General features: G+C 72.3%; 29 protein-coding genes. 12 read left to right on the top strand and 17 right to left on the bottom strand.

The window, feature by feature from the left end; translation table 11 throughout:
• Positions 1-43: 43 nt before the first annotated feature.
• Genes EIY87_RS24530 through EIY87_RS24510 form a run of 5 tightly spaced genes read right to left on the bottom strand, consistent with a single transcriptional unit; the run spans position 44 to position 3679 of the window.
• The gene (locus EIY87_RS24530) at positions 44-874 is read right to left on the bottom strand and encodes a GNAT family N-acetyltransferase (protein ID WP_125312197.1); all 831 of its coding nucleotides are present in this window, start codon (positions 872-874) and stop codon (positions 44-46) included.
• A complete protein-coding gene (locus EIY87_RS24525) occupies positions 871-1101 on the bottom strand; it encodes an anti-sigma factor family protein (RefSeq protein ID WP_125312195.1) in 231 nt (76 codons plus the stop codon). The genes EIY87_RS24530 and EIY87_RS24525 overlap by 4 nt, the downstream gene beginning before the upstream one ends.
• Complete coding sequence (locus EIY87_RS24520) at positions 1098-1739, bottom strand: RNA polymerase sigma factor (RefSeq protein WP_225440018.1); 642 nt, start codon at positions 1737-1739, stop codon at positions 1098-1100. Before EIY87_RS24520 ends, EIY87_RS24525 begins: the two co-directional genes overlap by 4 nt.
• A 41-nt stretch (positions 1740-1780) precedes the next feature.
• Positions 1781-2971, bottom strand: a complete 1191-nt coding sequence (locus EIY87_RS24515) for a cation:proton antiporter (protein WP_125312191.1) — start codon at positions 2969-2971, stop codon at positions 1781-1783.
• A gap of 3 nt (positions 2972-2974) precedes the next feature.
• On the bottom strand, positions 2975-3679 hold the full coding sequence (locus EIY87_RS24510; RefSeq protein ID WP_125312189.1) for a flavodoxin family protein: 705 nt from the start codon (positions 3677-3679) through the stop codon (positions 2975-2977).
• Positions 3680-3978: 299 nt separating this feature from the next.
• On the opposite strand from EIY87_RS24510, the gene EIY87_RS24505 reads away from it, so the two are divergent.
• Positions 3979-5019 carry an LLM class F420-dependent oxidoreductase gene (locus EIY87_RS24505; protein WP_125312187.1) on the top strand — a complete coding sequence of 347 codons (1041 nt, stop codon included), beginning with the start codon at positions 3979-3981 and terminating at the stop codon, positions 5017-5019.
• Here EIY87_RS24505 and EIY87_RS24500 read toward each other — a convergent pair.
• On the bottom strand, positions 5016-5621 hold the full coding sequence (locus EIY87_RS24500) for a class F sortase (RefSeq protein ID WP_225440017.1): 606 nt from the start codon (positions 5619-5621) through the stop codon (positions 5016-5018). The genes EIY87_RS24505 and EIY87_RS24500 overlap by 4 nt on opposite strands.
• A gap of 243 nt (positions 5622-5864) precedes the next feature.
• Here EIY87_RS24500 and EIY87_RS24495 point away from each other — a divergent pair, with 243 nt between their 5' ends.
• Together EIY87_RS24495 and EIY87_RS24490 are read left to right on the top strand one after the other, a co-directional pair.
• Positions 5865-6806 carry a Ppx/GppA phosphatase family protein gene (locus EIY87_RS24495; RefSeq protein ID WP_404800094.1) on the top strand — a complete coding sequence of 314 codons (942 nt, stop codon included), beginning with the start codon at positions 5865-5867 and terminating at the stop codon, positions 6804-6806.
• A 41-nt stretch (positions 6807-6847) separates the two neighbouring features.
• A complete protein-coding gene (locus tag EIY87_RS24490) occupies positions 6848-7030 on the top strand; it encodes a hypothetical protein (RefSeq protein ID WP_125312183.1) in 183 nt (60 codons plus the stop codon).
• A 1-nt stretch (position 7031) separates the two neighbouring features.
• On the opposite strand, the gene EIY87_RS24485 is transcribed toward EIY87_RS24490, so the two are convergent.
• The 3 genes from EIY87_RS24485 to EIY87_RS24475 are packed head-to-tail and all read right to left on the bottom strand — an operon-like array spanning position 7032 to position 10543.
• A complete protein-coding gene (locus EIY87_RS24485) occupies positions 7032-9437 on the bottom strand; it encodes a glycoside hydrolase family 65 protein (RefSeq protein ID WP_125312181.1) in 2406 nt (801 codons plus the stop codon).
• Positions 9434-10165, bottom strand: coding sequence for an HAD family hydrolase (locus EIY87_RS24480; protein ID WP_125312179.1), 732 nt, complete (start codon positions 10163-10165; stop codon positions 9434-9436). The genes EIY87_RS24485 and EIY87_RS24480 overlap by 4 nt, the downstream gene beginning before the upstream one ends.
• Positions 10166-10174: 9 nt before the next feature.
• On the bottom strand, positions 10175-10543 hold the full coding sequence (locus EIY87_RS24475; protein WP_125312177.1) for an ArsR/SmtB family transcription factor: 369 nt from the start codon (positions 10541-10543) through the stop codon (positions 10175-10177).
• 124 nt (positions 10544-10667) lie between these two features.
• Between EIY87_RS24475 and EIY87_RS24470 the strand changes: the two genes are divergently transcribed.
• The gene (locus EIY87_RS24470) at positions 10668-11174 is read left to right on the top strand and encodes a PaaI family thioesterase (RefSeq protein ID WP_125312175.1); all 507 of its coding nucleotides are present in this window, start codon (positions 10668-10670) and stop codon (positions 11172-11174) included.
• 160 nt (positions 11175-11334) lie between these two features.
• Here the strand turns inward: EIY87_RS24470 and EIY87_RS24465 are convergent, their stop codons facing one another.
• Together EIY87_RS24465 and EIY87_RS24460 are read right to left on the bottom strand one after the other, a co-directional pair.
• Positions 11335-11652, bottom strand: a complete 318-nt coding sequence (locus EIY87_RS24465) for a nuclear transport factor 2 family protein (RefSeq protein ID WP_125312173.1) — start codon at positions 11650-11652, stop codon at positions 11335-11337.
• Between the two features lie 51 nt (positions 11653-11703).
• Positions 11704-12180, bottom strand: a complete 477-nt coding sequence (locus EIY87_RS24460) for a MarR family winged helix-turn-helix transcriptional regulator (RefSeq protein ID WP_125312171.1) — start codon at positions 12178-12180, stop codon at positions 11704-11706.
• On the opposite strand from EIY87_RS24460, the gene EIY87_RS24455 reads away from it, so the two are divergent.
• Positions 12179-12634: a pyridoxamine 5'-phosphate oxidase family protein gene (locus tag EIY87_RS24455; protein WP_125312169.1), complete on the top strand. Its 456-nt coding sequence runs from the start codon at positions 12179-12181 to the stop codon at positions 12632-12634. The genes EIY87_RS24460 and EIY87_RS24455 overlap by 2 nt on opposite strands.
• A gap of 99 nt (positions 12635-12733) precedes the next feature.
• Positions 12734-13204: a hypothetical protein gene (locus EIY87_RS24450; RefSeq protein WP_125312167.1), complete on the top strand. Its 471-nt coding sequence runs from the start codon at positions 12734-12736 to the stop codon at positions 13202-13204.
• Position 13205: 1 nt separating this feature from the next.
• Here EIY87_RS24450 and EIY87_RS24445 read toward each other — a convergent pair whose 3' ends face one another.
• The gene (locus EIY87_RS24445; protein ID WP_404800093.1) at positions 13206-14363 is read right to left on the bottom strand and encodes an ROK family protein; all 1158 of its coding nucleotides are present in this window, start codon (positions 14361-14363) and stop codon (positions 13206-13208) included.
• Positions 14364-14502: 139 nt separating this feature from the next.
• Here EIY87_RS24445 and EIY87_RS24440 point away from each other — a divergent pair, with 139 nt between their 5' ends.
• Positions 14503-15243: a DUF427 domain-containing protein gene (locus EIY87_RS24440; RefSeq protein ID WP_191984251.1), complete on the top strand. Its 741-nt coding sequence runs from the start codon at positions 14503-14505 to the stop codon at positions 15241-15243.
• 219 nt (positions 15244-15462) lie between these two features.
• The gene (locus EIY87_RS24435; protein WP_125312163.1) at positions 15463-15945 is read left to right on the top strand and encodes a nuclear transport factor 2 family protein; all 483 of its coding nucleotides are present in this window, start codon (positions 15463-15465) and stop codon (positions 15943-15945) included.
• A 114-nt stretch (positions 15946-16059) separates the two neighbouring features.
• Here EIY87_RS24435 and EIY87_RS48950 read toward each other — a convergent pair whose 3' ends face one another.
• Complete coding sequence (locus EIY87_RS48950; protein ID WP_191984250.1) at positions 16060-16749, bottom strand: hypothetical protein; 690 nt, start codon at positions 16747-16749, stop codon at positions 16060-16062.
• 58 nt (positions 16750-16807) lie between these two features.
• Between EIY87_RS48950 and sigC the strand changes: the two genes are divergently transcribed.
• The 4 genes from sigC to EIY87_RS24410 all read left to right on the top strand — a co-directional run bounded on the left by sigC (position 16808) and on the right by EIY87_RS24410 (position 21592).
• Entirely contained in the window at positions 16808-17353 is a 546-nt protein-coding gene (sigC, locus tag EIY87_RS24425; RefSeq protein ID WP_125312161.1) for an RNA polymerase sigma factor SigC, read from the top strand.
• Positions 17354-17517: 164 nt separating this feature from the next.
• Positions 17518-19761 (top strand): xanthine dehydrogenase family protein molybdopterin-binding subunit, encoded by a 2244-nt coding sequence (locus tag EIY87_RS24420; protein WP_125312159.1) that lies wholly within the window; start codon positions 17518-17520, stop codon positions 19759-19761.
• Positions 19762-19772: 11 nt separating this feature from the next.
• The gene (locus tag EIY87_RS24415) at positions 19773-20231 is read left to right on the top strand and encodes a (2Fe-2S)-binding protein (protein WP_086863103.1); all 459 of its coding nucleotides are present in this window, start codon (positions 19773-19775) and stop codon (positions 20229-20231) included.
• Positions 20232-20368: 137 nt separating this feature from the next.
• Positions 20369-21592, top strand: a complete 1224-nt coding sequence (locus tag EIY87_RS24410; protein ID WP_125312157.1) for a PucR family transcriptional regulator — start codon at positions 20369-20371, stop codon at positions 21590-21592.
• A 6-nt stretch (positions 21593-21598) separates the two neighbouring features.
• Here EIY87_RS24410 and EIY87_RS24405 read toward each other — a convergent pair whose 3' ends face one another.
• From EIY87_RS24405 to mgrA, 4 genes are all read right to left on the bottom strand, one after another.
• On the bottom strand, positions 21599-21955 hold the full coding sequence (locus tag EIY87_RS24405; protein WP_225440016.1) for a YciI family protein: 357 nt from the start codon (positions 21953-21955) through the stop codon (positions 21599-21601).
• Positions 21956-22055: 100 nt separating this feature from the next.
• Positions 22056-22928 (bottom strand): TIGR03564 family F420-dependent LLM class oxidoreductase, encoded by an 873-nt coding sequence (locus EIY87_RS24400; protein WP_191984249.1) that lies wholly within the window; start codon positions 22926-22928, stop codon positions 22056-22058.
• A 16-nt stretch (positions 22929-22944) separates the two neighbouring features.
• Complete coding sequence (locus EIY87_RS24395; protein ID WP_125312153.1) at positions 22945-23604, bottom strand: TetR/AcrR family transcriptional regulator; 660 nt, start codon at positions 23602-23604, stop codon at positions 22945-22947.
• Between the two features lie 90 nt (positions 23605-23694).
• Positions 23695-24723 carry an L-glyceraldehyde 3-phosphate reductase gene (mgrA, locus tag EIY87_RS24390; protein WP_125312151.1) on the bottom strand — a complete coding sequence of 343 codons (1029 nt, stop codon included), beginning with the start codon at positions 24721-24723 and terminating at the stop codon, positions 23695-23697.
• Between the last annotated feature and the right edge of the window lie 49 nt (positions 24724-24772).

Raw genomic sequence — 24772 nt, 5'->3', positions numbered from 1 at the left:
CCGGGGTGTGATCCGGAGCGGGAAGCGGTCGGTGGCGACGACCTCAGTAGAGACCCGGCGAAAACACCCCGTGGTCAGGAGCACCGGCGGGATCGGTGCTCATGAACAGGTCGAAGTCGGTGATCACGAAACCCGCCCCGAGCAGGCGCGTGACGGCGGGGTGCGTGGCGGGCAGGCACACCAGCGCGGGGCTCCGCAGGGACGCCACGGCTGCGACCACGGCGTCGCCGGCGTCCCCTTCAGGTGCGCAGCGCAGATGCGTCAACCCGTACTGGTCGCCGCCACCGCCGAGACACCCCGCTGCGACGACGTCATCCGCGGCGCGCAGCACGAAGGCGCCGCCGTCGGGGCGGTTGCTCCAGTACTCGTAGTCGGCGGTGCGATCGGTGCCGGTGATCCGCCGTGCGGCGTGCGCCGCTCGTGCGGGGGTGGTTGCCTCGGCGAACCAGCCGGCCGGTGCCGCGAGCGTTCCGGGGTTGCCGCGGAGGTAGAGCAGCGGCCAGGTAGCCGAGAGGCCGCGGCGGCTGTAGGCGGCGATGGCCCGGGGGTCCTGGGAGCTGAACGTCATCCGGGGCGCTCCCGGCACGAGAACCTCGTCCAGGAGTGCGCCGCCTGCTCCCTTGCCCTGCGCGCCGGGCACGACGAAGGCGTCCGTCAGCATGGTGCGGTCGCCGATCGTCATCGTCGCGGCGTACCCGAGCACCTCTCCGGTCGCGGCTTCGGCCACGGCGAGCCGTCCGTGCGCCAGCAGGTGACGGACGTAGTCCGGATCGGCGCCGGTTTCGTGGCGGCCCAGCCCGCTCAGCTCCGCCACCCGGGCGATCCCCGCCAGGTCGGCGAGGACCGCCGCCCGTACCGTCCACTCGTGAATCACGCGCGGTGCCAGTCGCGGAAGGCACCGAGGAGGGCGTCGCGGGTTTCCCGGGAGAGGGTTTCCGGTGGCAGGCGGCCGAGTTCGCCGATGGTGACGCGGAACTGGTCGAGGTAGCGCTCGCAGCCTTCACAGAGGGCGAGGTGCTCGACGAAGCGTGCCTCGGTGCCGGGGTCGAGGGCGTCGTCGAGGAACGCGGTGACGAGTTCGACGAATTCGTCGCAGTTCACGTCTTCGCCCCCGTCCCCAGGTACTCCGCCAGCCGCTCCCGGACGGCGGCGCGGGCGCGGTGCAGCAGCACGCGCTGGTTGGCCGCGGAGATCTGCAGCATGGCACAGACTTCCTCGGCGGTGTGGTCGCCGACGTCGCGCAGGCTCAGTACCGCGCGTTGCCGTGCGGGGAGTTCGTCGAGCACGGTGGTGATCACCCGGCGGACCTCGAGGTTGAGCGCGGTGTCCTCGGGCGACGTCCACGCGGCCGGGGCTTCGCGCCAGTGGCCGGGGTAGGCGCCGTCGGCGTCCTGGAAGCGGGCGGGGTCGACGGTCGGGCCGTGGTCCTCGTCCTGGGACAGCAGACTGGTCCAGGGCACGCTCCGGCGTTCGGCCAGGCCCCGTTTCTTGGCCGTGTTGACGAGGATCCGGTAGACCCAGGTCTTGAACGCCGACCGGCCTTCGAAGCCGTGGATGCCCTTGAGCACGGCGAGCCAGGTGTCCTGCACGACCTCTTCGGCGGTGGCGTGGGTGGACACGAACGAGCGAGCCAGCCGCAGCATCGGTGCCGACCACGCGTCGAGCACCGCCGCGAACGCCGCGGCGTCGCCCCGGCGGAGCGCGGCGACCAGCTCGTCGTCCGGCGGCAGGGTCGTCACCAGGCGAATATATCCGCGGCAGGCAGGAAGAAGGGTGACCGTCATCTTACGGCTGCCTTCTCCCGTTTCCGCAGCAGCGACAGCGCGCCCGCGGGGAAGACGAGCACCGACAGCAGGCCGGCGCACACGAGCCCGGCGGCGGTCACCGGCGACATCAGCCCGGTCAGCACGCCGAGTTGTGCGGCGGTGACCAGGAACGGCAACGACGTCGCCTGCAGCAGCGCCGCCGCGACCGCCGGGCGCCGGCCGAACTCCCGCGCGTACAGCAGCGCCGGGACGCCGCGGGCGATCAGCAGTGCCGCGAGGAAGAGGGGAACTCGCGCCAGCGCCGCGGGGTTGGCGAGCAACCCACCGAGGTCCAGCCGCAGGCCGCTGGTGACGAAGAAGACCGGGATGAGGAAGCCGTAGCCGATGGCGTCCAGCTTGACCCGGAACCGCGGGTGCGACGCCGCGTCGCGGTCGAGCAGGCCGGCCACGGCGCCGGCGAGGAACGCGCCGAGGATGCTCTCAAGCCCGAACGCCTCGGCGAGCGCGACGAACGCGACCAGCAGCACCACGGCCGCGCGGACCCGGATCTCGGCGGTGGTGTCCTGCAGCGCAGTCAGCGTCGCGCCGAGCCGCCGTGACTTCCCGGCCAGCGACACCACGGCCGCCGTCACGGCGACCAGCAGGGCGAACGCCGCGAGCAGCACCACGCGGCCGCCGGTGCTGCCCCCGGATGCCGAGAACAGCAGCGACAGCAGCACCACCGCGGCGAAGTCGGCCACCGAGGAGGCGGCGATGACCGCCTGCCCGAGCCCGCTTTCGGCCTGGCCGGCGTCCTTGAGCACCGGCACGACCAGGCCGAGCGACGTCGCCGACAGCGCCACGGCGATCAGCAGCGGGCTGTGCACCCAGCCCGCCGCGCCGAACCCGGCTCCGGCGGCCAAGCCGAGGGCGAGCGTGACGCCGTAGCCGAGCACGGCCGGCCGCAGCGCCCGCCCGCGCAGCCGGTGCACGTCGATCTCCAGCCCGGCCAGGAAAAGCAGGAACGCCAGGCCGAGCAGAGCGGCGATCCGCACCGGCACGTCGGCGTGGACCCAGCCCAGCCCGGACGGCCCGGCGACGATCCCGAGCACGATCTCCAGCACCACCGCGGGTACCCGCAGCTTGGGGACGAGTGCCAGCAGCAACGGGGCGACCAGCGCGATGGCCGTCACCGCGAACAGGTTGACGAACTCGACGCCGGGCATGGCTCAGCGGTACTCGGGGTTGGTGAAGTCGAAGCGGCAGCCGGCGTCCCATTCGCCGCGCTGGTTGCCGTGCACCGGGATACCGCCCGCGTCCTTGAGCATGCGGGCCAGGTGCAGCAGGTTCCACGTCATGAACGTGGTGTTGCGGTTGGTGAAGTCGTTCTCCGGGCCGCCCGAGCCGGGGTCGAGGTAGGACGGTCCGGGGCCGGCTTCGCCGATCCAGCCGGCGTCGGCCTGGGGCGGGATGGTGTAGCCGAGGTGCTGGAGGCTGTAGAGGACGTTCATGGCGCAGTGCTTGACGCCGTCTTCGTTGCCGGTGATCAGGCAGCCGCCGACCCGGCCGTAGTACGCGTATTGCCCGGCGTCGTTGAGCAGGTGCGAGCACGCGTAGAGCCGTTCGATGACCTGCTTGGTGACGGAACTGTTGTCCCCCAGCCAAATCGGGCCCGCGACGACCAGGATGTCGGCGGCCATCACCTTCTCGTAGATGCCGGGCCAGGCGTCGGTCTCCCAGCCGTGCTCGGTCATGTCCGGCCACACGCCGATCGCGATGTCGTGGTCGATCGCGCGGATCAGTTCGACCTGGACGCCGTTCTTCTCCATGATCCCGCGGCTGACGTCGATCAGGCCTTCGGTGTTGCTGCGCTCGGGAGAGCGCTTGAGGGTGCAGTTGATGAACAGCGCGCGCAGGTCGTCGTAGCTGGGCATGGGTTTCCCTTCGTTCGGAGGAGTTCGGCGTGCGTCGTCGAAAGTGGTGACGGCAGACTCAGTGCCTCGGCAGGGCCCGGGCGTTACACGAGGAGTTCGACGATGAGCGAAACGGTCCGGGAAACCACCCGGCGGCTCCCGCACGGAGCTGCTGCTCGCCGGGCCCCAGCACCGCAGGACCGGCCGAATCGACCTACGCGTGGCCGACGGCGGTTTCGCCACCGCGGCCGAGCCGGACCTGCGCGTCGGAGTGCATCCCGTAGGATCGGCGACTAAGCGCTTGCTCAACGGAGGTGGACATGCGGATCGGGACCGCGATCAACTACGCCGGAGGCTTCGCCGACAGCGTCGCGGACATCGTCGAACTGGAGAAGGTGGGGCTCGACGTCGCCTTCGTGCCGGAGGCGTATTCGTTCGACGCCGTCAGCCAGCTCGGGTACCTCGCGGCCAAGACCGAACGCGTCCAGCTGGCGTCCGGGATCTTCCAGATCTACACGCGCACGCCGACGCTCACCGCGATGACCGCGGCCGGGCTCGACTTCGTTTCCGAGGGGCGGTTCATCCTGGGGCTCGGGGCGTCCGGTCCGCAGGTCATCGAGGGCTTCCACGGCGTGAAGTACGACGCGCCGCTCGGGCGCACCCGCGAAATCGTCGAGGTGTGCCGGCAGGTGTGGCGCCGTGAGCGCGTGGTGCACGAGGGCAAGCACTACACGATCCCGCTGCCGCCGGAGCAGGGGACCGGGCTCGGGAAGCCGCTGAAGCTGATCAACCACCCCGTGCGCGAGCGGATCCCGGTGCTGCTGGCTTCGCTCGGCCCGAAGAACGTCGCGCTCACCGCGGAAATCGCCGAAGGCTGGCAGCCGATCTTCTTCCACCCGGAGAAGGCGGCCGACGCCTGGGGCGCGGCGCTGGCCGAGGGCAAGGCGAAGCGCGCTCCGGAGCTGGGCGAGCTGGAGACCTACGTGACGGTGGCCCTCGCCATCGGCGACGACGTCGAGCCGCTGCTCGACCACCTGCGCCCGATCCTCGCGCTGTACATCGGCGGGATGGGCGCGCGCGGCAAGAACTTCTACAACGACCTCGCGCGCCGCTACGGCTACGAGGCCGAGGCGAAGCTGATCCAGGACCTCTACCTCGACGGCAAGAAGGAAGAAGCCGCGGCGGCCGTTCCCCTCGAGCTGCTGCGCGCGATCTCCCTGGTCGGCCCGGCGGGCTACGTGAAGGAGCGCCTGGCGGCCTTCAAGGAGGCGGGCGCGACGACGCTGGTCGTGAACCCCCTCCTGCCGGGCCGCGAGGCCCGCGTGGCGGCGGTTTCCCGGCTGCGCGAGCTGATCGGCTAGGGATTCGAGGCGGCGGGGGTCGCGTACACCGCGACCCGCGCGCCGCTGAAACCCGCGCCGTCGTACACGCCGTCGCTGGTGATCAGGCGCAGCTGCGGGCCCGCGCCCTCGGGCGCCACCAGCGCGGCGTCCGGTTCGTTCGGCGGGAACAGCGCCGTCCGCACGACCGCGAAGCGGGACTCGTGCCCGTCGAAGTCGCGGACCGTGATCGACGCGCCCGGGCGGAGGGCCGAAATCCGGGCGAACGCGCCGGCCGAGTAGCCGAAGCCGGCGTGGCCGGACAGCACCGCGACGCCGGGCGCGCCCGGGGCCGGGCCGTCCGCGAACCAGCCGACGCCGAGTGCCGTGCCCGGCTGCGCGCGCCGGCCGCCGACGTGCCCCAAGGCCAGCACGTGGTCCAGCGCCAAGCCGAGCTCCGGGATGCGCAGCGAGGCCGGCGCGCCGAGGGACGGCAGGGGAGCCGCCGCTCCGGTCGGAACCGCCGTGGCCGGGGCGAGGACCGACGTCACGCCGAGGAGGACGCAGCCGAGCCCGGCCACGACCGCGAGCACGGCCGCGGCCGGCCGGGCGAGCTCGGATCGCCGCTCGGGCCGTTCGGTCACTTTTCCCTGCTCCACACCGGTGCTGATGTCCGGGGGATCGCGGCTCCGGCCTCCGGCGTTACCGAATCGTGTCCAATTCACTCGTTCGGGTTATCTCGCTGTGACCATCGCGTCAAGAACACACCGCCGGAGGGTCCAATCTCGTGAAACCCCCGGCGGCGGGAGGTGAGATCCGACATCATTGCTGGTTTCAACCACCCGCGCTGGGGATATTCGGCAGGCGGAAGCGAGGTGCGCCGGATCGTGCGAAAAATCGAAGAGCCCGCGGTGGGCGTGCTGGACGTCGGTTCGTTCAGTGCCCGGCTCGTGGTGGTGCCCGTCGCCGGGTCACCGCGGGAGCCGGTGCTGAACCACCAGACGCGGCTGCGCCTCGACCGCGAGCTCGACGACCGCGGCCGGCTCACCGACCGGGGCGTGGCCGCCGTCACCACGGCCGTCGCCGCCGGGATGAGCACCGCTTACCGCCACGGCGTCCACGGCGTCTACCCGCTCGCGACGTCCTCGATCCGCGACGCGGCCAACTCCGCCGACGTCGTCCGGCACGTGGCCGGGGAAACCGGGGTCGAGCTGCGGTTCCTCTCCGGGCCGGCCGAAGCCGGGCTCGCCTACCTGGCCGCCCGCCGCTGGTACGGCGCGAACGCCGGGCCGCTGCTGGTGCTCGACATCGGCGGCGGCACGGTCGAGCTGGCCGCCGGCTGCGGCGAGCGGGCCACGTTCGCGCGCTCGCTGCCGCTGGGCGCCCGGTCGATGACGCGGGACTGGCTGCCGTCCGAGCGCGTGTCGACCAAGCAGGTCAAGGCGCTGCGCACGCACGCGCTCGACGTCGTGACCACCACGCTCGGCGCGGCCGGCGTCGACGATCCGCGCGTCGTCGGCTGCTCGAAGGTGCTGCAGCAGCTCGCCCGGCTGGCCGGTGCCCGGCCCGGGAAGTGCCGGGAGCTGCGGCTCGACGACCTGCGGGCCTGGATCCCGCGGCTCGCCGCGCTGCCGCCGTCGAAGCGGGCCGAGCTGCCGGGCATTTCGCGCAGCCGCGCCCACCAGGCGCTGGCCGGCGCGATCGTGGCGGAGGCGCTGCTGACGGTCGCCGGCGGCAAGGTCGCGATCTGCCCGTGGTCGACCCGCGACGGCCTGCTGCTCACCCTCCAGGACAAGGCAAAGGCGGCCGCGGCCGACCGGGCGGCGTGAACCCCTGGCCGGGACCGGGAAAACCGGGTATCCCGGAAACCATGAGCGAACAGCAGCGCGTCCACGGCCGCGACGACGAAGACGAAGAACTCCCGAAGCTGCCGACGCCGGGCAGCCTGACGCACGACGTGCCGACCGCACCCGACCCGGACGTGAACCCGGGCGGGACCGAAGAAGTCCCGGCCCCGCCCGGCCGGGACGCCCTCGGCGACCTCCCGGAGTAGCTCAGTCGGTGTAGACCTCGCTGATCGGGTTGGCCGGTTCCGCGTACTGGCGCACCATTTCCGAGTCACGCCGCATCGGGGCGCGCCCCGGAGGCTGCTTCGGCGGTTCGCCCGCGTCGATCTTCGGGATGGGGAACCGCTGCGGCTCCGCCGTGAGCGTGATGCGCTCGCCGTGGTGCAGCACTTCCAGCGGCTCACCGTCGAGCACGTGGTAGGTGACCTGGTCGGGGTCGATCTCGACCTGGAACCGCGTGCCGCGGAACATCAGCCGGAAGGTGAGCCGGCCCAGCTGCTCCGGCAGCCGCGGGGAGAACGCCAGCGTCCCGCCGTGGTCGCGCAGCCCGCCGAACCCGGCCACCGCGCCCTGCCACGCCCCCGCGAGCGACGCCATGTGCAGGCCGTTGCGCACGTTGTTGTGCACGTCGTGCAGGTCGGTCAGCGCGGCTTCGGCGAGGTAGTCGTAGGCCAGCTCGAGGTGCCCGACCTCGGCCGCGATGACGGCCTGCGTGCCCGCCGACAGCGAGGAGTCCCGCACGGTCCTCGCTTCGTAGTAGGCGAAGTTGCGCGCCTTCTCCTCGGGGCTGAACGAGTCGCCGCACAGGTGCAGCGCCAGCACCAGGTCCGCCTGCTTCACGACCTGCTTGCGGTAGAGGTCGAAGTACGGATAGTGCAGCAGCAGCGGGTAGTGCGCCGGGTCGGTGTTCTCGTAGTCCCACTCGTCGTGGTCGAGGAACCCCTCCGACTGCGGGTGCACGCCGAGTTCCGCGTCGTAGGGCAGGTGCATCGCCGCCGCGGCCGCGCGCCACGAGTCCAGCTCGACGGTGTCGACGCCGAAGTGCGCGGCCACCTCCGGCTGCCGTTCGCAGGAGTCCGCCGCCGCCAGCAGGTTCCGGCGCGCCATCAGGTTCGTGTAGACGTTGTTGTCCGCCACCGCCGAGTACTCGTCCGGGCCGGTGACGCCGTCGATGCGGAACGTCCCGTGCCGGTCGTGGTGGCCCAGCGACGCCCACAGCCGCGCGGTCTCCAGCAGCAGCTCGGTGCCGTAGTCGCGCTCGAACTCCTCGTCGCCGGTCGCGTTGAGGTAGCGCAGCACGGCGTCGGCGATGTCCGCGCTGACGTGGAACGCCGCCGTGCCGGCCGGCCAGTACGCCGAGCACTCCGCGCCGTTGATCGAGCGCCACGGGAACGCCGCGCCGCGCAACCCCAGCTGGTGCGCGCGTTCCCGCGCCTTGTCCATTGTGGAGTGCCGCCAGCGCAGCGCGTCGCGCGCCGCGTCCGGGATGGTGTAGGTGAGCACCGGCAGGACGAAGGATTCGGTGTCCCAGAACGCGTGCCCGTCGTAGCCCGGGCCGGTCAGCCCCTTGCCCGCGATCGCGCGGCTCTCGCCGCGGGCCCCGGCCTGCAGGAGGTGGAAGAGCGCGAAGCGGACGGCCTGCTGCAGCTCGGGATCGCCCTCGATCTCGATGTCGGAGGTGGCCCAGTAGTCGTCGAGGAACTGGCGCTGCTCGGTGATCAGGCCCTTCCAGCCGGTCTGGCGCGCCCCCGCCAGCGCCGCCTCCACCTGCGACCGCAGCGCCGGCACCGAGCGCTGCGCCGACCAGCCGTAGGCGAGGAACTTGGTGATGCGGAGCCGGCCGCCCTTGGGGACGTCGACCGCGACGGTGAGCCGGGCGAGGTCCTCCTCGGAGTGGATGCGGGCGCGGATGCCGTCGTCCACCTCGATCTTGTGGTCCATCGCCGCGGCCATCCGCAGCCCGGACCGGCGGGTCTGGTGCACCAGCACGGCGTTGTACTCCGACGCGCGGTGGAACTCGCCGACCAGTGGAGAGTTCAGCGCGGCGGCCACCCGCGGGTCGCTGGTGTCGGATTCGATCGGCTCGTTGGCCAGCAGGTCGGACTGCACGACCAGCTGGAGGTCCTCGTCGAGCGGCTCGACCTCGTAGCGGATGGCGGCGATCGCGCGCTGGGTGAAGGAAACCAGGCGCTCGGTGCGCACGCGGACCCGCCGCCCGGTCGGCGACGACCACTCGGTGCTGCGGCTGAGCGTGCCCTTGCGGAAGTCGAGCACGCGGTCGTGCTTGGTGGCCGCGCCGTAGCGCATGTCCAGCGGCTCGTCCTCGACCAGCAGCCGGATGATCTTGCCGTCGGTCACGTTGACGACGGTCTGGCCCTCTTCGGGGTAGCCGTACCCGGCTTCGGCGTAGGGGAGTTCGTGCTGCTCGTAGAACCCGTTGAGGTAGGTGCCGGGCAGCCCGCGCGGCTCGGCCTCTTCGAGGGTGCCGCGCAGCCCGATGTGGCCGTTGGACACCGCGAACGCCGATTCGGTGCGCTGCAGGGCGTCGACGTCCATGCCGCGCCAGCGCAGCTCCCACGGGGCGCACTCGTAGCCGCGGGGTTCGTCGGTCATCGGTCCTCCAGCAGGTCGGCGAGGTCGTCGACGACGATGTCGGCCCCGTGGGCCTTCAGTGCGGCGGCCTGGTCGGCCCGGTTCACGCCCACGACGTACCCGAAGCCGCCGGCTTTCCCGGCCTGGACACCGGATTGGGCGTCCTCGAAGACGGCCGCGTGCGCGGGCTCGACGCCGAGCGCCGCGGCGCCGGCCAGGAACGAGTCGGGCGCGGGCTTGCCCTTGAGGTGCCGGTCGCGGATGACGAGGCCGTCGACGCGGGCCTCGACGTACTTGCTCAGGTCGCCGGCGTCGAGGACCTTGGCGCCGTTCGCCGAGGACGTCACGACGGCGATCCGCAGCCCGGCGGCCCTGACCGCTTCGAGGTACCGGATCGAGCCGGGGTAGGGGCTCACGCCGCGCTCGTCGATGATCTTGAGGACCAGGTCGTTCTTGCGGTTGCCGACGCCGTTGACCGTGGGGGCGTCCGGCGGGTCGTCCGGGGTGCCCTCGGGCAGCTCGATGTTGCGTGACCGCAGGAACTCCCGCACACCGTCGGCGCGGGGGCGGCCGTCCACAAAGGCCGCGTAGTCGAGGTCGGTGAACTCGGCGAACCCGGCGCCGTCGCGGGCGCGCAGGAATTCGTCGAATGTCCGTTTCCAGGCTTCGCGGTGGAGAATCGCCGTCCCGGTCAGCACTCCGTCGAGGTCGAACAGGCAGGCGGTGATGGCTTCCGGCAATCCCGTCATGCCCGCACGCTACCGGTCCTCGTCGCCGTTCGCGGGATGTTCGGGGTGCGGCCGGACGTGGTGGATGAGTTCGTGCACGGTCGCGTCGGCAAGCCGGTAGCGCACGACGCGGCCGGAGCGCTGCGGCGTGACCAGGCCGTGGGCCCGCAGCAGCCGCAGGGCCTGCGACACGGCGGTGTCGGTCATGCCGGTGGCGGCGGCGAGGTCGGTGACGCTGATCTCGCGCGCGTAGTGGATGGAGACCAGCAGGGCCAGCCGGGACGGGTCGGCGACCACGGAGAAGCGCCGGGCCCATTCGTCGATGACGGCGCGGTCGCCGAGCCCGTCGACCGCCGCCGAGACGCGCTCCGGGTCGATCAGCTTGCGCTCGGTGCTCACCCCCGGATGATTCCACCCGCGCCACGGCCGGACCACCGGTGGCCTGGCTCACGCCGCGCTTGACGCCGTCCCGGCGCCGGGCGAAGCTGCGATTAAGACACCTGTCATAATCGAGGAGCCCGGAATGACCGACGTCGCCGCCGAAGCGGGTACCCGCTTGAAGACCATCACCTGGCAGGACCCGCTGCCCACCGCCCGGCTCGGCGCGAGCATGTCCGGCCTGGAGTACCTGACGGCCATCAAGGACGGCCGCATCCCGGGCCCGCCGATCGCCGCCCACTTCGGCCTGCGCTGGGAGCGCATCGAGCCCGGCGAGGTCGAGGCCGTCGCCGAGCCGGACGAGTCGCTGTACAACCCGATCGGCATGGTCCACGGCGGCGTGGCGGCCACGATGCTCGACTCGGTCGTCGGCTGCGCGGTCCACACGACGTTGCCGGCCGGCGTCGGCTACGCGTCGGTGGAGCTGAAGGTGAGCTACCTGCGCGCGATCCACGCGGGCCGCGGCGAGATCCGGGCCGTCGGCCGCGTGGTGAAGGAGGGGTCGCGGATCGCGTTCGCCGAGGGGGAGATCCGCGACGCCGAGGGCAAGCTGCTGGCGACGGCGTCGGGAACCTGCGCGATCACCCGCTAGTGTCGCGCGTCGCAAGTCGTTTCACAGCCGGGCTGAGTGCCCCAATGTGGCGTTCGGTGCGTCCAGTGCACCCAATGTGGCGTTCGGTGCGTTGAACGCAACCAACGCCACATTGGGGTGCATTGCCGGGGCGCTGTCAACGAACCTCGGACGCACGACACTAGAGCGGCTGCTTCACGTCCCAGTGCTCGACGAGCAGGCCGTCCTCGACGCGCAGGATGTCGACGACGGCGGTGCCCGCCACGTGCAGGTGCACCACGACGAGGTCGTCCTCGGCGACCACGTGCCGGATCTCGGCGGTCGCGCCCGCGAGCGGGGAGTTCTTCACGGCGTCCGTGAACGCTTCCCGGCCGTTGGGCAGGCCGGGGCTGTGGGTGCGGAAGTCGGGGTGCAGCGCGGCCTTCGCGGCGTCGAAGTCCTTGTGCACGAACAGGTCCTCGAAGCAGGCGGCGACGATCTCGCGGTTGGTTCGGCTCATGCCGCCGATCCTGCTCACCGGCACGGCCCGCGTCGATTACGTCGGGGGTAATCAGCGGGGCGGCCGGACCCGGCGCCCGCGGATCGCGTCCTCGCCGCCGAAGCGGCCGATGACCGACGCCAGCAACGCCCGGGCGTCGCCGACGCGGTCGGCACCGTACTCGGCGACCAGTTCCTCCTGCAGCTCTCGTCGCAGCACCCGCGTCGCTTCCACGGCGGCCAGCGCGTGCGCGGTCAGGTGGAGCAGCTTCGTGCGCGCGTCGTCCGGTGCCGGTTCCCGCCGCAGCAGGTTCCGGCGTTCGAGATCCGCGACGGCTTTCGAGGCCGCCTGCTGGGTGACGCCCATCCGCTCGGCCAGCGCGGTGATCGACAGCGGGGCCGCCAGGACGTGCTGGATGACGACGCCGTCGTTGAACCGCAGCTCGTCGAAACCCTGCTCGGCGAGGCGCCGCTGGACCTCGTCGGTCATGGCCCAGCCCGCGAAGAGCGCGGTCAGGGAGAGGTCGAGGGTGCTAGGATGCACAACCATGGTTGTGGAATCTAGCAGGGTGCCGGACGCGCTGGCCGAAGCGTTCGTGCGCGTGGCGCACCGGATCGTCTGGTGCACGCTGGCGACCGTCGACCGCCGGGGCAGGCCGCGGTCGCGGGTGGTGCACCCGATCTGGCGGCCGGACCCGCTGACGGGCTGGCTGTTCACCCGGCCGACCCCGCTGAAGGTGGCGCACCTGGCGGCGACGCCGTGGGTGTCGTGCTCGTACTGGGACCCGGCCCACGAGGTGGCCGTCGCGGAGTGCCGGGCGGAGTTCGCCGACGACGAGGCGAGCCGCAAGGACCTGTGGGACCGGTTCGCCTCGGCACCGGAACCCCTGGGCTACGACCCGAAGATCCTCGGCGGCGAGGACTTCCGCGACCCGGAGATCACCGTGCTGAAGCTGACGCCGTGGCGGATCTCGACCGGCGGCGAAGCCTGGCGCGCGGCCTGACCGGCACTGGTCCGATCGTGTGACGCCTCGGCGGCGGTTAAACCGGCGTCGGCACCGGGGCGTGAGGGCGGCGAAATCCACCTCCGAAGGGAAGCCCGGATGCTCAAGCGAACTCTCGCGGTGCTGACGTCGCTGTGCACGGCCTTCGCGCCCAGCCTGCTGTTCTCCGCGACCGTGGCGCACGCCGCTCCCGCCCGGCCCGCCGCGGTGGCCGCCGTGTCGCCGAAGTGCTCGGGTACGGCGTCGTGGGGCAAGATCCGTTACCAGGTCTGCTTCCGCTGGAACTGCGACAGCACGAAGTGCAACGTGCTCGGCTACCTCGGGCTGATCAACACGGCGACGAGCGCGCGGACCGTCAACTGGGACCTCTACTACGCCTACGACGGCGGGCCGTTCAACACCGACGACAGCGGCGCGATCCGTCTGAACGCCGGTGAACAGCGCACGATCTACTCCGCGAACGCCCGGCAGACACGGCTCTGCGTCCGGAACGAAGAGCGGCTCTGGATCGACTACGACGGCACGCTGAGCACCGCGATCTTCGCGAGCGAAACCATCGGCTGCCTGTAGGTCAGGCGGCCCCGACGCGGCGGTCGAAGACCAGGCCTTCGGCCGCCCGCAGGCCCACGCTGATCGCCCCGGTCAGCACGGCGTCCTCGCCCAGTTCGCCCTGGACCACCTTCGGCACCAGCGGCGTGAACGCGCGCAGGGCGCGGTCGATCGGCTCCAGCAGCAGGTCGGCCGCCGTGCCCATGCCGCCACCGAGGACGATCAGCTCCGGGTCGATCACCGCCGCCACCGAGGCGACCGTGTAGGCGAGGCGGTCGGCTTCGGTTTCCACCGCGCGCCGGGCGAGTTCGTCGCCTTCGCGGGCCAGGCGGAAGACCTCGCGGGCCGACTTCGCCGTGCCGAGACCGAGTTCGCGGGCGCCGCGGACCACCGACTGGGCCGCCGTCGCCTCTTCGAGGTGGCCGCGCGCGGGCGGGGTCGTGGGTTCCTCCGCCGCCCGGGTGCGGCCGTAGGGCAGGTAGCCGATCTCGCCCGCCGCGCCGGTCGCGCCGCGGAAGACCCGGCCGTCGACCATCATGCCCATGCCGACGCCGGTGCCGATCGTGATGCAGCCGAACACCGACGCGCCGCGCGCGGCGCCGCTTTCCCACTCGCCGACCGCGGTCAGGTTCGCGTCGTTCTCGACCATCAGGTCCGGGCCCAGCACGGCTTCGAGGTCGTCGATCAGCCCGGCCCGGCCCCAGCCCGGCAGGTTCGGCGCGTGCCGGAAGCAGCGCTTTTCCGGGTCGGCGACGCCGGGGGAGCCGACCACGCGGACAACGATGTCGGCCGCCGTCAGGCCCGCTTCGGCGACGGCGCCGGCGGCGATCTTCCCGACCGCGGTCACCAGCGCCGCCCCGGACCGCGCCGTGTTGCGCTCGTCGCGGCGGGCCACCAGCACGCGCCCGAGGTCGGACACCGCGACCCGGATGTGCTCGCGGCCGATGTCGACGCCCAGCACGTACCCCGCCGTGGGGTCGGCCTCGTACAGCACCGCCGACCGGCCGGTGCCGGTGGACGTCTGCCCCGTCGGGCGCGCCAGCCCCGCGGCCTCGAGCGCCAGCAGCGCCTGGCTGACCGTCGGCTTGGACAGCCCGGTGTCCTTCGCGACCTGCGGCCGGGTCGCCGGCCCGCTGCGGCGCAGCAGGTCGAGCACCGCCCGCTGGTTGATCTTGCGCATCCCGGCGGGGGTCCCGACCGCTGGAGCTCCTACGCCGGTCACCCGTGCCCGCCTCTCGTCTTCGTTCTCCCCGCCACGCTAGCCGCCCGTGCCCCGGATTTCCCGGAATACGTCCGATCCGGAACCCGTTGACCGGGGCATGAGCACTCCGGTACGCGGCCGGGTCCGCGTGGCACAAGGCGCGAAGCGGGTGCGCGTGTTCCTCGGCGGGGAACTCGTCGCGGACACGGTGCACCCCCTTCTGGTGTGGGAAGTCCCGTACTACCCCACGTACTACTTCCCGCGCGCGGACGTCGTGAGCGGCGTTCTCACCCCCTCCGGCCGGACGACGCACTCGCCCAGCCGCGGAGATGGTGTTCTGTCGACGATAAAGGTCGGCCGGGCCGAGGCGGTGGACGGCGCGCTGGAACACCCGGATTCGCCCATCGAGGAGCTCCGGGACCACGTCCGCTTCGACTTCGCGGCGTTCGACTGGTTCGAAGAGGACGAGCAGATCTTCACGCACCCGCGCGACCCCGGTGTGCGCGTCGACATCCTTCCCAGCTCGCGTCACGTGCGGATCGAGGTCGACGGCGTCACGGTCGCCGACACCGTCCGGCCGCACCTGCTGTTCGAGACCGGCCTGCCGGTCCGCTACTACCTGCCCCGCGTCGACGTCCGGATGGACCTGCTCGAGAAGATCGACACGGTGACGCACTGCCCGTACAAGGGCGCGGCCGAGCACTTCGACGTGGCCGGGCACGCCGACCTCGCGTGGAGCTACCCGACGCCGCTGCCGGAGAGCATCCGCGCCGCCGGGCTGGTGGCGTTCCTCGACGAGAAGGTGGACGTGTTCGTCGACGGGGTGCGGCAGGAGCGCCCGAAGACGAAGTTCGCCTGAGCCTCAGCCCCCGAAGAGCGCTCGCACCGCGGCCTGGTCGAAAGTGAGCACACCGACGGCCAGGCCCGGCACGATCTCGGGTTCGGCGCGGACCAGCGGACGAGCCCCTCGATCGGCTCCCGCGGCCCGTCACCCCACGGCGTCGAGCGCCCGGGCGAGACCGCAGTGCTGACGGTAGCTTCGGCTCATGGAGTCACCGACGAGCCTGAGGAATCTGTCATGACCGTCCCGCCGGCGATCACCGCCCTGCGCGCGGCCGGGGAAAGCGGTGACGCCGACGCGGTCGCCGGCCTGCTGGCCCCCGGCGTCGTCTTCCACTCCCCGCTCAGCGCGCGAGTGCGCTTCGAGGGCCGGGACCAGGTGGCGGCCCTGCACCGCGACATCTTCGCCGTGCTCGAGGACGTCGAAACCACCGAGCCGCTCGTGCGTGGCGACACGGCGTCGTTCTCCTTCCGGGCCCGTGTCCGCGGTGCGGAACTCGAAGCGATGAACGTGGTGCGCGTCGACGAGCACGGGCAGATCGCCGAGTGCACGGTGTTCGCCCGGCCGCTCCCGGGCCTCGCGACGCTGTTTTCGGCGCTTCCGCCGCGCGTCGCGGCCCGCCGCCGCGGTCCACTGGTCGGCGTGCTCGTGGCGCTCTTCGCGCGGCCCGTCGCCTTCGTGCTGCGGACGGCGGACCGCCTGGTGCCCAAGCTCGTATAACGCCCTATACCGCCCGCCCCAAGCGCCCCAATGTGGCCTTGGTTGCGTCTTGCGCACCGAAGGCCGCCTTGGGTGCGTCTGACGCACCGAAGGCCACCTTGGGGCGCTTGGGAGTCAGGCCGCGTGCCGGCCGTGGGCCTGGCGCCGGGAACCGCGGGGACGCGGCCGGGCCGGTGCCGGAGCGTCCACAGTGGATCCGGACGTCGACGTCCCGTCGGCCGTCGCCGCGGGCACGGGCGTGCCGCGATCGCGGTGGCTGCGGTGGACCGCGTACAGCAGCGCCAAGCCCAGCACCACCAGCAGGTGCGTCGCCAGCCGGGCCAACGTCACCTGACCGGCCGCCAGGTCGCCCGCCGAGAGCACCAGCAGGACCCCGACGAACCCGGTCAGCAGCGGCAGCTGGCCGGCCGCGGTCTTCGGGCGGACGACCGCGGCCAGCAGCCCGATACCCACCGCCAGGTTCCACGCGCCGCTCTCGTGGTCGAAGTGCAGCCCGCCGTGGCCGCCCGCGGTGCCGAGCAGCTGGGCGAACGCCAGGCCGAGCTGCGCGACCGCGACGACGGCCAGCGCGATCCGCAGGCCCCAGCCCTCGCCCGACGGCGCCGGGGTGCGCTCGAGGATCGCCGCGGTGAGGTCCGGGACCGCGGGGGCCGGGCGCAGCAGCATCGCGCGCCGCAGCCGTTCCGCGCCGGCGAACCACTCCTGGCAGGCCGCGCAGGTCGCCAGGTGCTCGTCGGGCGAAACCGGTTCGCTCTCGCCGTCCAGCCGGGCCGACAGCGCTTCGCGGCAGTCCTCGCACCTCATGGTCCACTAGTCGGACGGCGGGGTCACAAAGTTCCCGGTTACTGCTACGTTCCGCACCATGACCCGCGGTGAGGACGACGAACGCGTCACGGCTCTCGCGCTGGCCGCCGGCCGGGGTGACCGGCGGGCCCTGGAGGAGTGGGTCCGCGCGACCCAGGCCGACGTCTGGCGCTTCCTCGCGCACCTCACCGACGCGGCCGCCGCCGACGACCTGACGCAGGAGACCTACCTCCGCGCCTTCGGCAGCCTTCGCCGCTTCGCCGGCCGCTCATCGTCGCGCACCTGGCTGCTGGCGATCGCGCGCCGGGTGGTCGTCGACCAGATCCGGGCCGCGTCCGCCCGGCCGAAGATCGACTGGGACGCGCCGGTCGACCAGGGGCGCGCCGCCGCCGGGTTCGAGGACCTGGTCGAGCTCGGCGTGCTGCTCGACGGCCTCGACCCGGACCGGCGCGAGGTGCTCGTGCTGACCCAGGTGCTCGGGCTGTCCTACGCCGAGGCCGCCGACGTCTGCGGCGTGCCGGTCGGCACCGTCCGCTCCCGGGTCGCGCGTGCCCGCGACGACCTGCTCGAAGCCCGCCGGGAACGCGGCTCGGACGCCGGCTGAACCAGCCCGTTGGGCCGTCCGGCACTGTGGCGGCGCACACATTCGGTAGCTCCCACTGTCATCTCGTCACAGGAATGGGCGAACTCGACTACTCCGCGTTGACGGCCTGACAACGCCTGCTTAGCGTGGCGCGCACCCCGCCACCACGCTGCAAGGGATTCCCGATGGCCAGTCCCACCACCGAACCAGCCGAGCCCGAAGCCGGGAAAGTCGGCCGCCGCCGCTTCCTGACCTACCTCGTCGCCGCGCCCACGCTCACCGTCGCCACCAAGCTCACCGCCGACGCGGTGGCCCCGGCGACGGCCAACGCCGTCGTCCCCACGCTGCCGCAGCCCGCGGAGATCCTCGACCTCGGCGACGTGCTGACGCTGTCGTGCGCGCCGACCGCCGGGATGCTCGTGCTCGAAATGACGCCCGACGGGCGGGCGCGGCTGCAGCTGCCCCGCGCCGAAGTCGGGCAGGGCATCACGACGGCGACCGCGATGCTCGTCGCCGAGGAGCTGGACCTGCCGCTCGACCGCGTCGACGTCGTGCTGTCCGACGCGCGCACCGAGCTGCTGTTCAACCAGCTGACCGGCGGCTCCAACACGATGCGCTCGCTCTACGACCCCGTCCGCGCCACCGCGGCGACCGCGCGCGCCCGGATGGTCGCCGCGGCCGGGGCGCAGTGGGGAACCGACGCGTCGCGGCTGTCCACTCGCGACGGTGCGGTGTGGGCGCCCGACGGCCGCAGCGCGGGTTACGGCGTCCTCGCCGGGCCGGCGTCGCGCACGGACCTGACCACGGGGACCATCGCGCCGAAGGCCGAGTCGGCGCACACGCTCGTCGGGACGCCGACCTCGCGCAAGGACGCCCGCGCGATGGTCACCGGCAAACAGGTCTACACGCTCGACCTCGACGTCCCCGGCGCGAACCCGGTGATGGTGCGGCGGCCGCCGTCGATCAACGGCACCGTGCAGAAGGTCAACAACGAGGCCGCGGTCCGGGCGATGCCGGGGATCATCGACATCGCCGTCGTGCCCACCGGCGTGGCGGTGATGGCCGAGACGTTCGGCCAGGCCCTCGACGGCAAGAACGCCCTCGACGTCACCTGGGGTCCGGGCACAGTGGACGGTGAAGACAACGAGAGCATCAAGAAGAAGCTGCGCGGGGCCGCGCTGCCGTTCGTGGTGCCGCCGCTGCTGACGCAGTACGTCGACGGCGAGTTCGACTTCGCCTTCGCCAGCCACGCGCCGATGGAGTCGAACTCCGCGGTCGCCGACGTCCGGGAGGACAGCGCGACCATCTGGGCCGGGCTGAAGTCGCCGATCGTGGCCAAGCAGACCATCGCCCAGGAGCTGGGGCTGCCGGAGAACAAGGTCACCGTGCACGTCCAGCAGGGCGGCGGCTCGTTCGGGCGCCGGCTGTTCTTCGACGCCGCCCTCGAAGCCGCGCACATCTCGAAGGCGATGAAGAAGCCCGTCCGGCTGATGTGGAGCCGGATCGACGACATGCGGCACGGGCGGGCGCGCGCCGCCAGCTTCCACCGGATCCGCGCCACCTTCGCGCTCGGGCAGGTGCTGACGTTCGAGCACCGCGTCGCCAGCGTCGAAACCGACTGGAGCCACGGCCTCGGCGAGATCCTCACCGCGTTCGCGGCGAAGCTGCCGGTCGGCGGGAACCTGAGCTTCGCGCAGACGGTGTTCCTGCTGACCGTCAAGTCGCCGTACAACTTCGGCGTCACCACGCAGCTGCTCAACGAGGTCCCGCTGAAGTTCCACACCTCGGCGTGGCGGTCGGTCTACTCGGCGAACACCCGCGGCGCCGAAGAGATCATGGTCGACGAGATCGCCGCGAAGCTCGGCAAGGACCCGGTGGCCTTCCGCCGCGAGTTCATCAAGGAGGAGCGGCAGCGCGCGGTGCTCGACAAGGTCGCCGAACTGGGGGAGTGGGGCAAGAAGATGCCCGCCGGGTTCGCGCAGGGCGTCGCGGTGCACGGCGAGTACAAGTCCTACACCGCCTGCCTGGTCGAGCTGGACGCGCGCGACCCGAAGCACCCGCGCGTCACGAAGGCGACCATCGCGGTCGACGTCGGCAAGCCGGTGAACCCGCGCGGGATCCAGGCGCAGATGCTCGGCGGCCTGACCGATGCGATTTCGACGACGCTCACCGCGGGCCTGCACATCGACAAGGGGCTGCCGCTGGAGGGCAGCTACTCGCAGTTCCACTACGCGCGGCAGAAGAACTCGCCGACGGACGTCCAGGTGCACGTCATGCCGGCGACCGGCGACGACATCGGCGGCGCGGGCGAGCTCGGCCTGCCGGCCCCGGTCGGCGCGATCGCCAACGCCTACGCCCGGGCGACCGGGATCAAGCCCCGCAGCTTCCCGATCACCTTCCCGGTCGACTTCGACCCGTTCCCGCGCTGAGGAGAACCACCGTGCCCAACTACACCTTCGTGGTGAACGGGAAGACCGTCACCGTCGACGCGCCCGCCGACCTGCCGATGCTGTGGGCGCTGCGCGACAAGCTCAAGGTCCGCGGGCCGAAGTACGGCTGCGGCATCAACGTCTGCAAGGCCTGCACCAGCCACCTCGACGGCGAGGCGTTCAACCCCTGCGTCACGCCGGTTTCCGACTGCGCGGGCAAGGAGGTCACCACGATCGAGGGCCTGGCCGACGGCGACGAGCTGCACCCGGTCCAGGAGGCCTGGCTGGAGCAGGACGTCGCGCAGTGCGGCTACTGCCAGCCGGGGCAGATCATGGCGGCCGTGGCGCTGCTGAAGAAGACGAAGAACCCGACGGACGCCGACATCGACGCGATCCAGAACGTGTGCCGCTGCGGCACCTACTTCCGGATCCGGGAGGCGATCAAGAGCGCGGCCGCCAAGATGGCCTGACGCGGATGCGGAGGTTCTCCACAAGAACCTCCGCATTCGCGGTGCCTGGAGCAAGTTCACCCGGTCGTGGCTGGTGCTTTCGGGTTAGATGCGGGTCTCGGGCCTCGACGAAGAGGCCGGGGGACCGGAGGGCACCCATGCACTACCAGGCGCTGCTGTCCGACGGGCTCGCCCCGCGGGTCGCCGTCCTCGCCGCCGACGTCGAGCGGAAGCTGCCCGAGCTGATCGAGAGCACCGTGCGGCAGATCCGCGCCGAGATGCCGGTCTACGCCGACGCCCGGTTCGTCACGCACGCCGAGCTGCGCGCGTCGGTGCGCGCCAACCTCGAGCACGTGATGCGCACGCTGCGCGGCTCGGACGGCCCGGACCTGGCGCAGGCCCACGCGACCGCACGCGCCCGGGCGCTGCAGGGCGCGCCGCTGCCGGAGCTGCTGCGGGCGTACCGCATCGGGCTGACCGAGGTGTGGCACCGGTTCGTCGAGCTGACCGCCCGCGAGCAGGACCTGGCCGGGCTGGTCGCGGCCACGACGGCGATCTGGGCGCTCGTCGACGACCTCGCCGAAGCCCTCACGACGTCCTATCGCGACACCACGGCGGAAGTGATGGTGGCGCACCAGAACCGGCGCTCGGCACTGGTCGAGGCGCTGTTCGCGGGCGGCACCGCGACCGAGGGCACGTTGTGGGACATCGCCCGCGTGCTCGAGCTGTCGCTGGACGGCACGTTCGTCGTCGTCGCGGCGGAAACCCCGCGCCTCGGCCAGGAACCGCTGCCCCAGATCGAGGCCCGGCTGCGCGGGCTGCACCACGCGTCGGCCTGGCGGCTGACGCCGGACCTGCAGGTGGGCGTGGTGTCCCTGCGCGACCCGGCCGCGTCGAAGGCCGTCGTGGAGCTGGTGCGCGAGCACCCGGTGGGCCGGGTGGGCATCAGCCCGGTGTTCACCGGCCTCGGCAACACCGCCCGCGCGCTGCACCTCGCCCGCGTCGCGCTGTCCAGCATGACGCCGGGCACGCCCGGCCTGGTCCAGTTCACCGAGTCGCCGCTGGCCGGACTGGTGGCCAGCGCCCCGGAGGCGTCGGTGCAGCTGGCCCACCACGTCCTCCAGCCGGTGCTGGACCTCCCGGGCGACGACCGGAACGTGCTGCTGCTGACGCTGCGCGCGTGGTTCGACTGCCAGGGCTCGACGAAGCTGACGTCGGAGCGGATGTTCTGCCACCCCAACACGATCCGGCACCGCTTGAAGCGGATCACGGAGGAGCTGGGCCGGTCGCTGACGAACCCGGCGGACATCGCGGAGCTGGGCGCGGCCCTGCGGGCGCTGAACCTGTTCCCGGAGACGGCCCACCTCCCGGCGCCGCGCTGAGCCGGCTCAGGCGAACCCGGCGAGCGCGCGCACCTCGATCGGCGCGTGGATCGCAGCGGTGACCCGGGCCGCCCACCCCAGCGCGGCGGCCAGGTCGGCGGCCTCGATCAGGTAGAACCCGCCGATGTGCTCCTTGCCTTCGGCGAACGGCCCGTCGGTCGTGAGCACGTCGTCACCGGCTTCGCGGACCACCCTGGCTTCGGCGTGGTCGGCGAGCCGGGCGCTGAAGACCCAGGCACCGGTGGCCTTCAGGTCCCGCTCGACGTCGCCGAGCAGCCGCTGCGCCTCGCGCATCCGCTCCTCGGTGGGTGGTTCGCGGACTTCGCCGTCGACGCTGTGGACGGACAGCAGGTAGTGGGCCATGGCGCTCCTCCTCGTGGTTGCCGTCGTCCACACGAACGCGGCGGGCCCGGATCGACGGCGGCGCGCTGGTCCGATCGGGTCAGGTTTCCTCGGTGGCGGTTCACCCGGCGGCCAGCAGTTCGCGGGTGCGGGCCTGGTCCGCGGCCGGGCCGAAGGGCATCACCAGCAGTTCGGTCGCGCCCGCGGCTTCGAGGGATTTCACCTGGCGCAGCACGGTTTCCTCGTCGCCGACGATGGCGCTGTCCGAGACGCGCTCGTGGCCTTCCCGGTCCAGGATCGCGCGGTAGGCGGGGACGTTCGCCGCGGCGCCGTAGGTCTCCTCGACCCACTTCCGGCGTTCGTCTGGTTCGGACGTCACGCAGATCAGCTGGCCGGAGACCACGCGGGCCGCCGTCCCGAGCGTGGGCACCACGAACTCGCCGGTGGCCCGCGGTCCCGCCCACGTCGTGATCACGCCGTCGGCCAGCTCGCCGGCCAGCCGCGTCGACCGCGGGCTCACCGAGCCGAGCAGGACCTGGGGCCGGGCGGCGCCCGGTGCGGTCACCCCGCCCGCGGCCGTCAGCGTCTCGCCGTGGACGTCCGCTTTTTCGCCGCGCAGCAAGGGGTGCAGCGCTTCCAGGTACTCGAGCAGGTGCCGCAGCGGGCGGTCGTAGGAGTACCCGAACTCGCCTTCGACGATGAACTTGTGGCTCAGCCCGACACCGAGGTGGACCGGCACCCCGGTGGCCGCCTGGGCGGTCAGCGCCTGCGCGGCCATGGTGATCGGGTGGCGCGGGTAGGTCGGGACCACGCAGGTCCCCAGCTCGGTACCGGGCGCGGCGGCCCCGAGGGCGGGCAGGGCGGTGAGCGCGTCCCAGCCGCCGCGCTGGGCCACCCACAGCGTGCGGTAGCCGAGCTTCGCCGCTTCGCGCGCTTGCGCGGTCATGGCGTCGAAGCCGACGCCGAGTTCGTCGATCAGGATTCCGGTGCGCACCAGGGCCTCCAGGGGGTCAGTACGCGCGCTCGATCTGCTTCCGGTCGAGCGCGACGGATTCGGTGAACAGCTCGAGGACCCGCGGCGCGACCGCGCGCAGCTGCCTCGTCGAGAGCGCGGCCGGTTCGAAGGCGTGCGCGACGGTGTCGGCGATCAGCTCCGGCGGGTGCGCGGCGCGCAGGAACCCGTGCAGCACGGCCTGGTAGGCGACGGCGAGCTCGCGCGCCGGCCGGTCCGCGCGCAGCAGGTCGTTCGCCGCCAGCAGCTCGAGGTAGTCGACGAACGCCTCTTGGTGGCGCGGGTCGAGCTTGGTGTGCAGCTTCGGCAGCAGCTTCCCGAGCGTGCCCGCGTCGTCGGCGTACCCGGCGCGCAGCAGCGGCCGGCCCAGCACGTTCGCGTACTGGATCGCGGTGAGCCGGGCCAGTCCGACGGCGAGCGGGTCGGCCTCGAGCGCCGCGACCAGGTCTTCCAGGCTGCGGACGGACTCGCGGAGCAGCACCGCGAGGAACAGCTCCTCGCGGTTCTTCCAGTGCAGGTAGACGGTGCCCTTGCCGACGCCGGCGCGCTCGGCGACGTCTTCGACGGTCGTGCGCCGGTACCCGGCGCGCAGGAGCAGCTCGGCGGCCGCGTCGAGGATGCGCTCGGCGCGTTCGGCCCGGTCTTCGGCAGGAGGCACCACGCCATCGTATGACCAAATACGAAATCTGGTCAAACGTTGGACCGGAAAACGGCGGGACGCGTGGTGCGCCCCGCCGTCGTGGCGGCCTCAGGCGTCCGAGGACCGCTTCCAGAGGTTGATGTCCGCGTCGGTCGCGTGGCCGTCGATCTCGGTCAGCTCCTCGGACGAGAAGTCCAGGTTGCCGAGCGCGCCGACGTTGTCCTCGAGCTGCTCGACGCTGCTCGCGCCGATGAGCACCGACGTCACCCGGTGGTCGCGCAGCGCCCACGCCAGCGCCAGCTGGGCCAGCGACTGGCCGCGGCGTCCGGCGATGGCGTTGAGCGCGCGGACGCGGTTCAGGCGGTTCTCGTCCAGGGTGTCCGGGTTCAGCGACTTGCCCTGCGCGGCCCGCGAGCCCGCCGGGACGCCGTCGAGGTACTTGTCGGTCAGCAGGCCCTGGGCGAGTGGCGAGAACGCGATGCAGCCCGCGCCCGCCTCGTCCAGCGTGTCGAGCAGGCCGTCCTCCTCGATCCAGCGGTTCAGCATCGAGTACGACGGCTGGTGGATCAGCAGCGGCGTGCCGAGCTCGCGCAGCAGCCGCGCCGCCTCGGCGGTCCGCTCGGAGCTGTACGACGAGATCCCGACGTAGAGCGCTTTCCCGGCGCGGACCGCGCGGTCGAGCGCCCCGACGGTCTCCTCCAGCGGCGTCTCGGGGTCGAAGCGGTGGGAGTAGAAGATGTCGACGTAGTCCAGGCCCAGCCGGCCGAGCGACTGGTCCAGGGAGGACAGCAGGTACTTGCGGGAGCCCCACTCGCCGTACGGGCCGGGCCACATGTCGTAGCCCGCCTTGGTCGAGATCACCAGCTCGTCGCGGTAGGGCTTGAAGTCGGTGGCCAGCAGCCGCCCGAAGTTCTCCTCCGCCGAGCCGTAGGGCGGGCCGTAGTTGTTCGCCAGGTCGAAGTGGGTGATGCCGAGGTCGAAGGCGCGGCGGGTGATGTCGCGCTGTGTCTGCAGCGGGCGGTCGTGCCCGAAGTTGTGCCACAGCCCGAGCGAGATCGCCGGCAGCTTCAGCCCGGAACGCCCGCAGCGCCGGTAGGGGATCGAGTCGTATCGGCCGGATGCCGCAACGTAGGTCACGCGGCCGATGCTAGCCCGCCCTTCGGGTACGCTCCGGGTGAGCGAGCGC

This window comes from Amycolatopsis eburnea (genome assembly GCF_003937945.1).
GTDB lineage: Bacteria > Actinomycetota > Actinomycetes > Mycobacteriales > Pseudonocardiaceae > Amycolatopsis > Amycolatopsis eburnea.
This window is presented reverse-complemented; position numbering and strand designations above follow the sequence as displayed.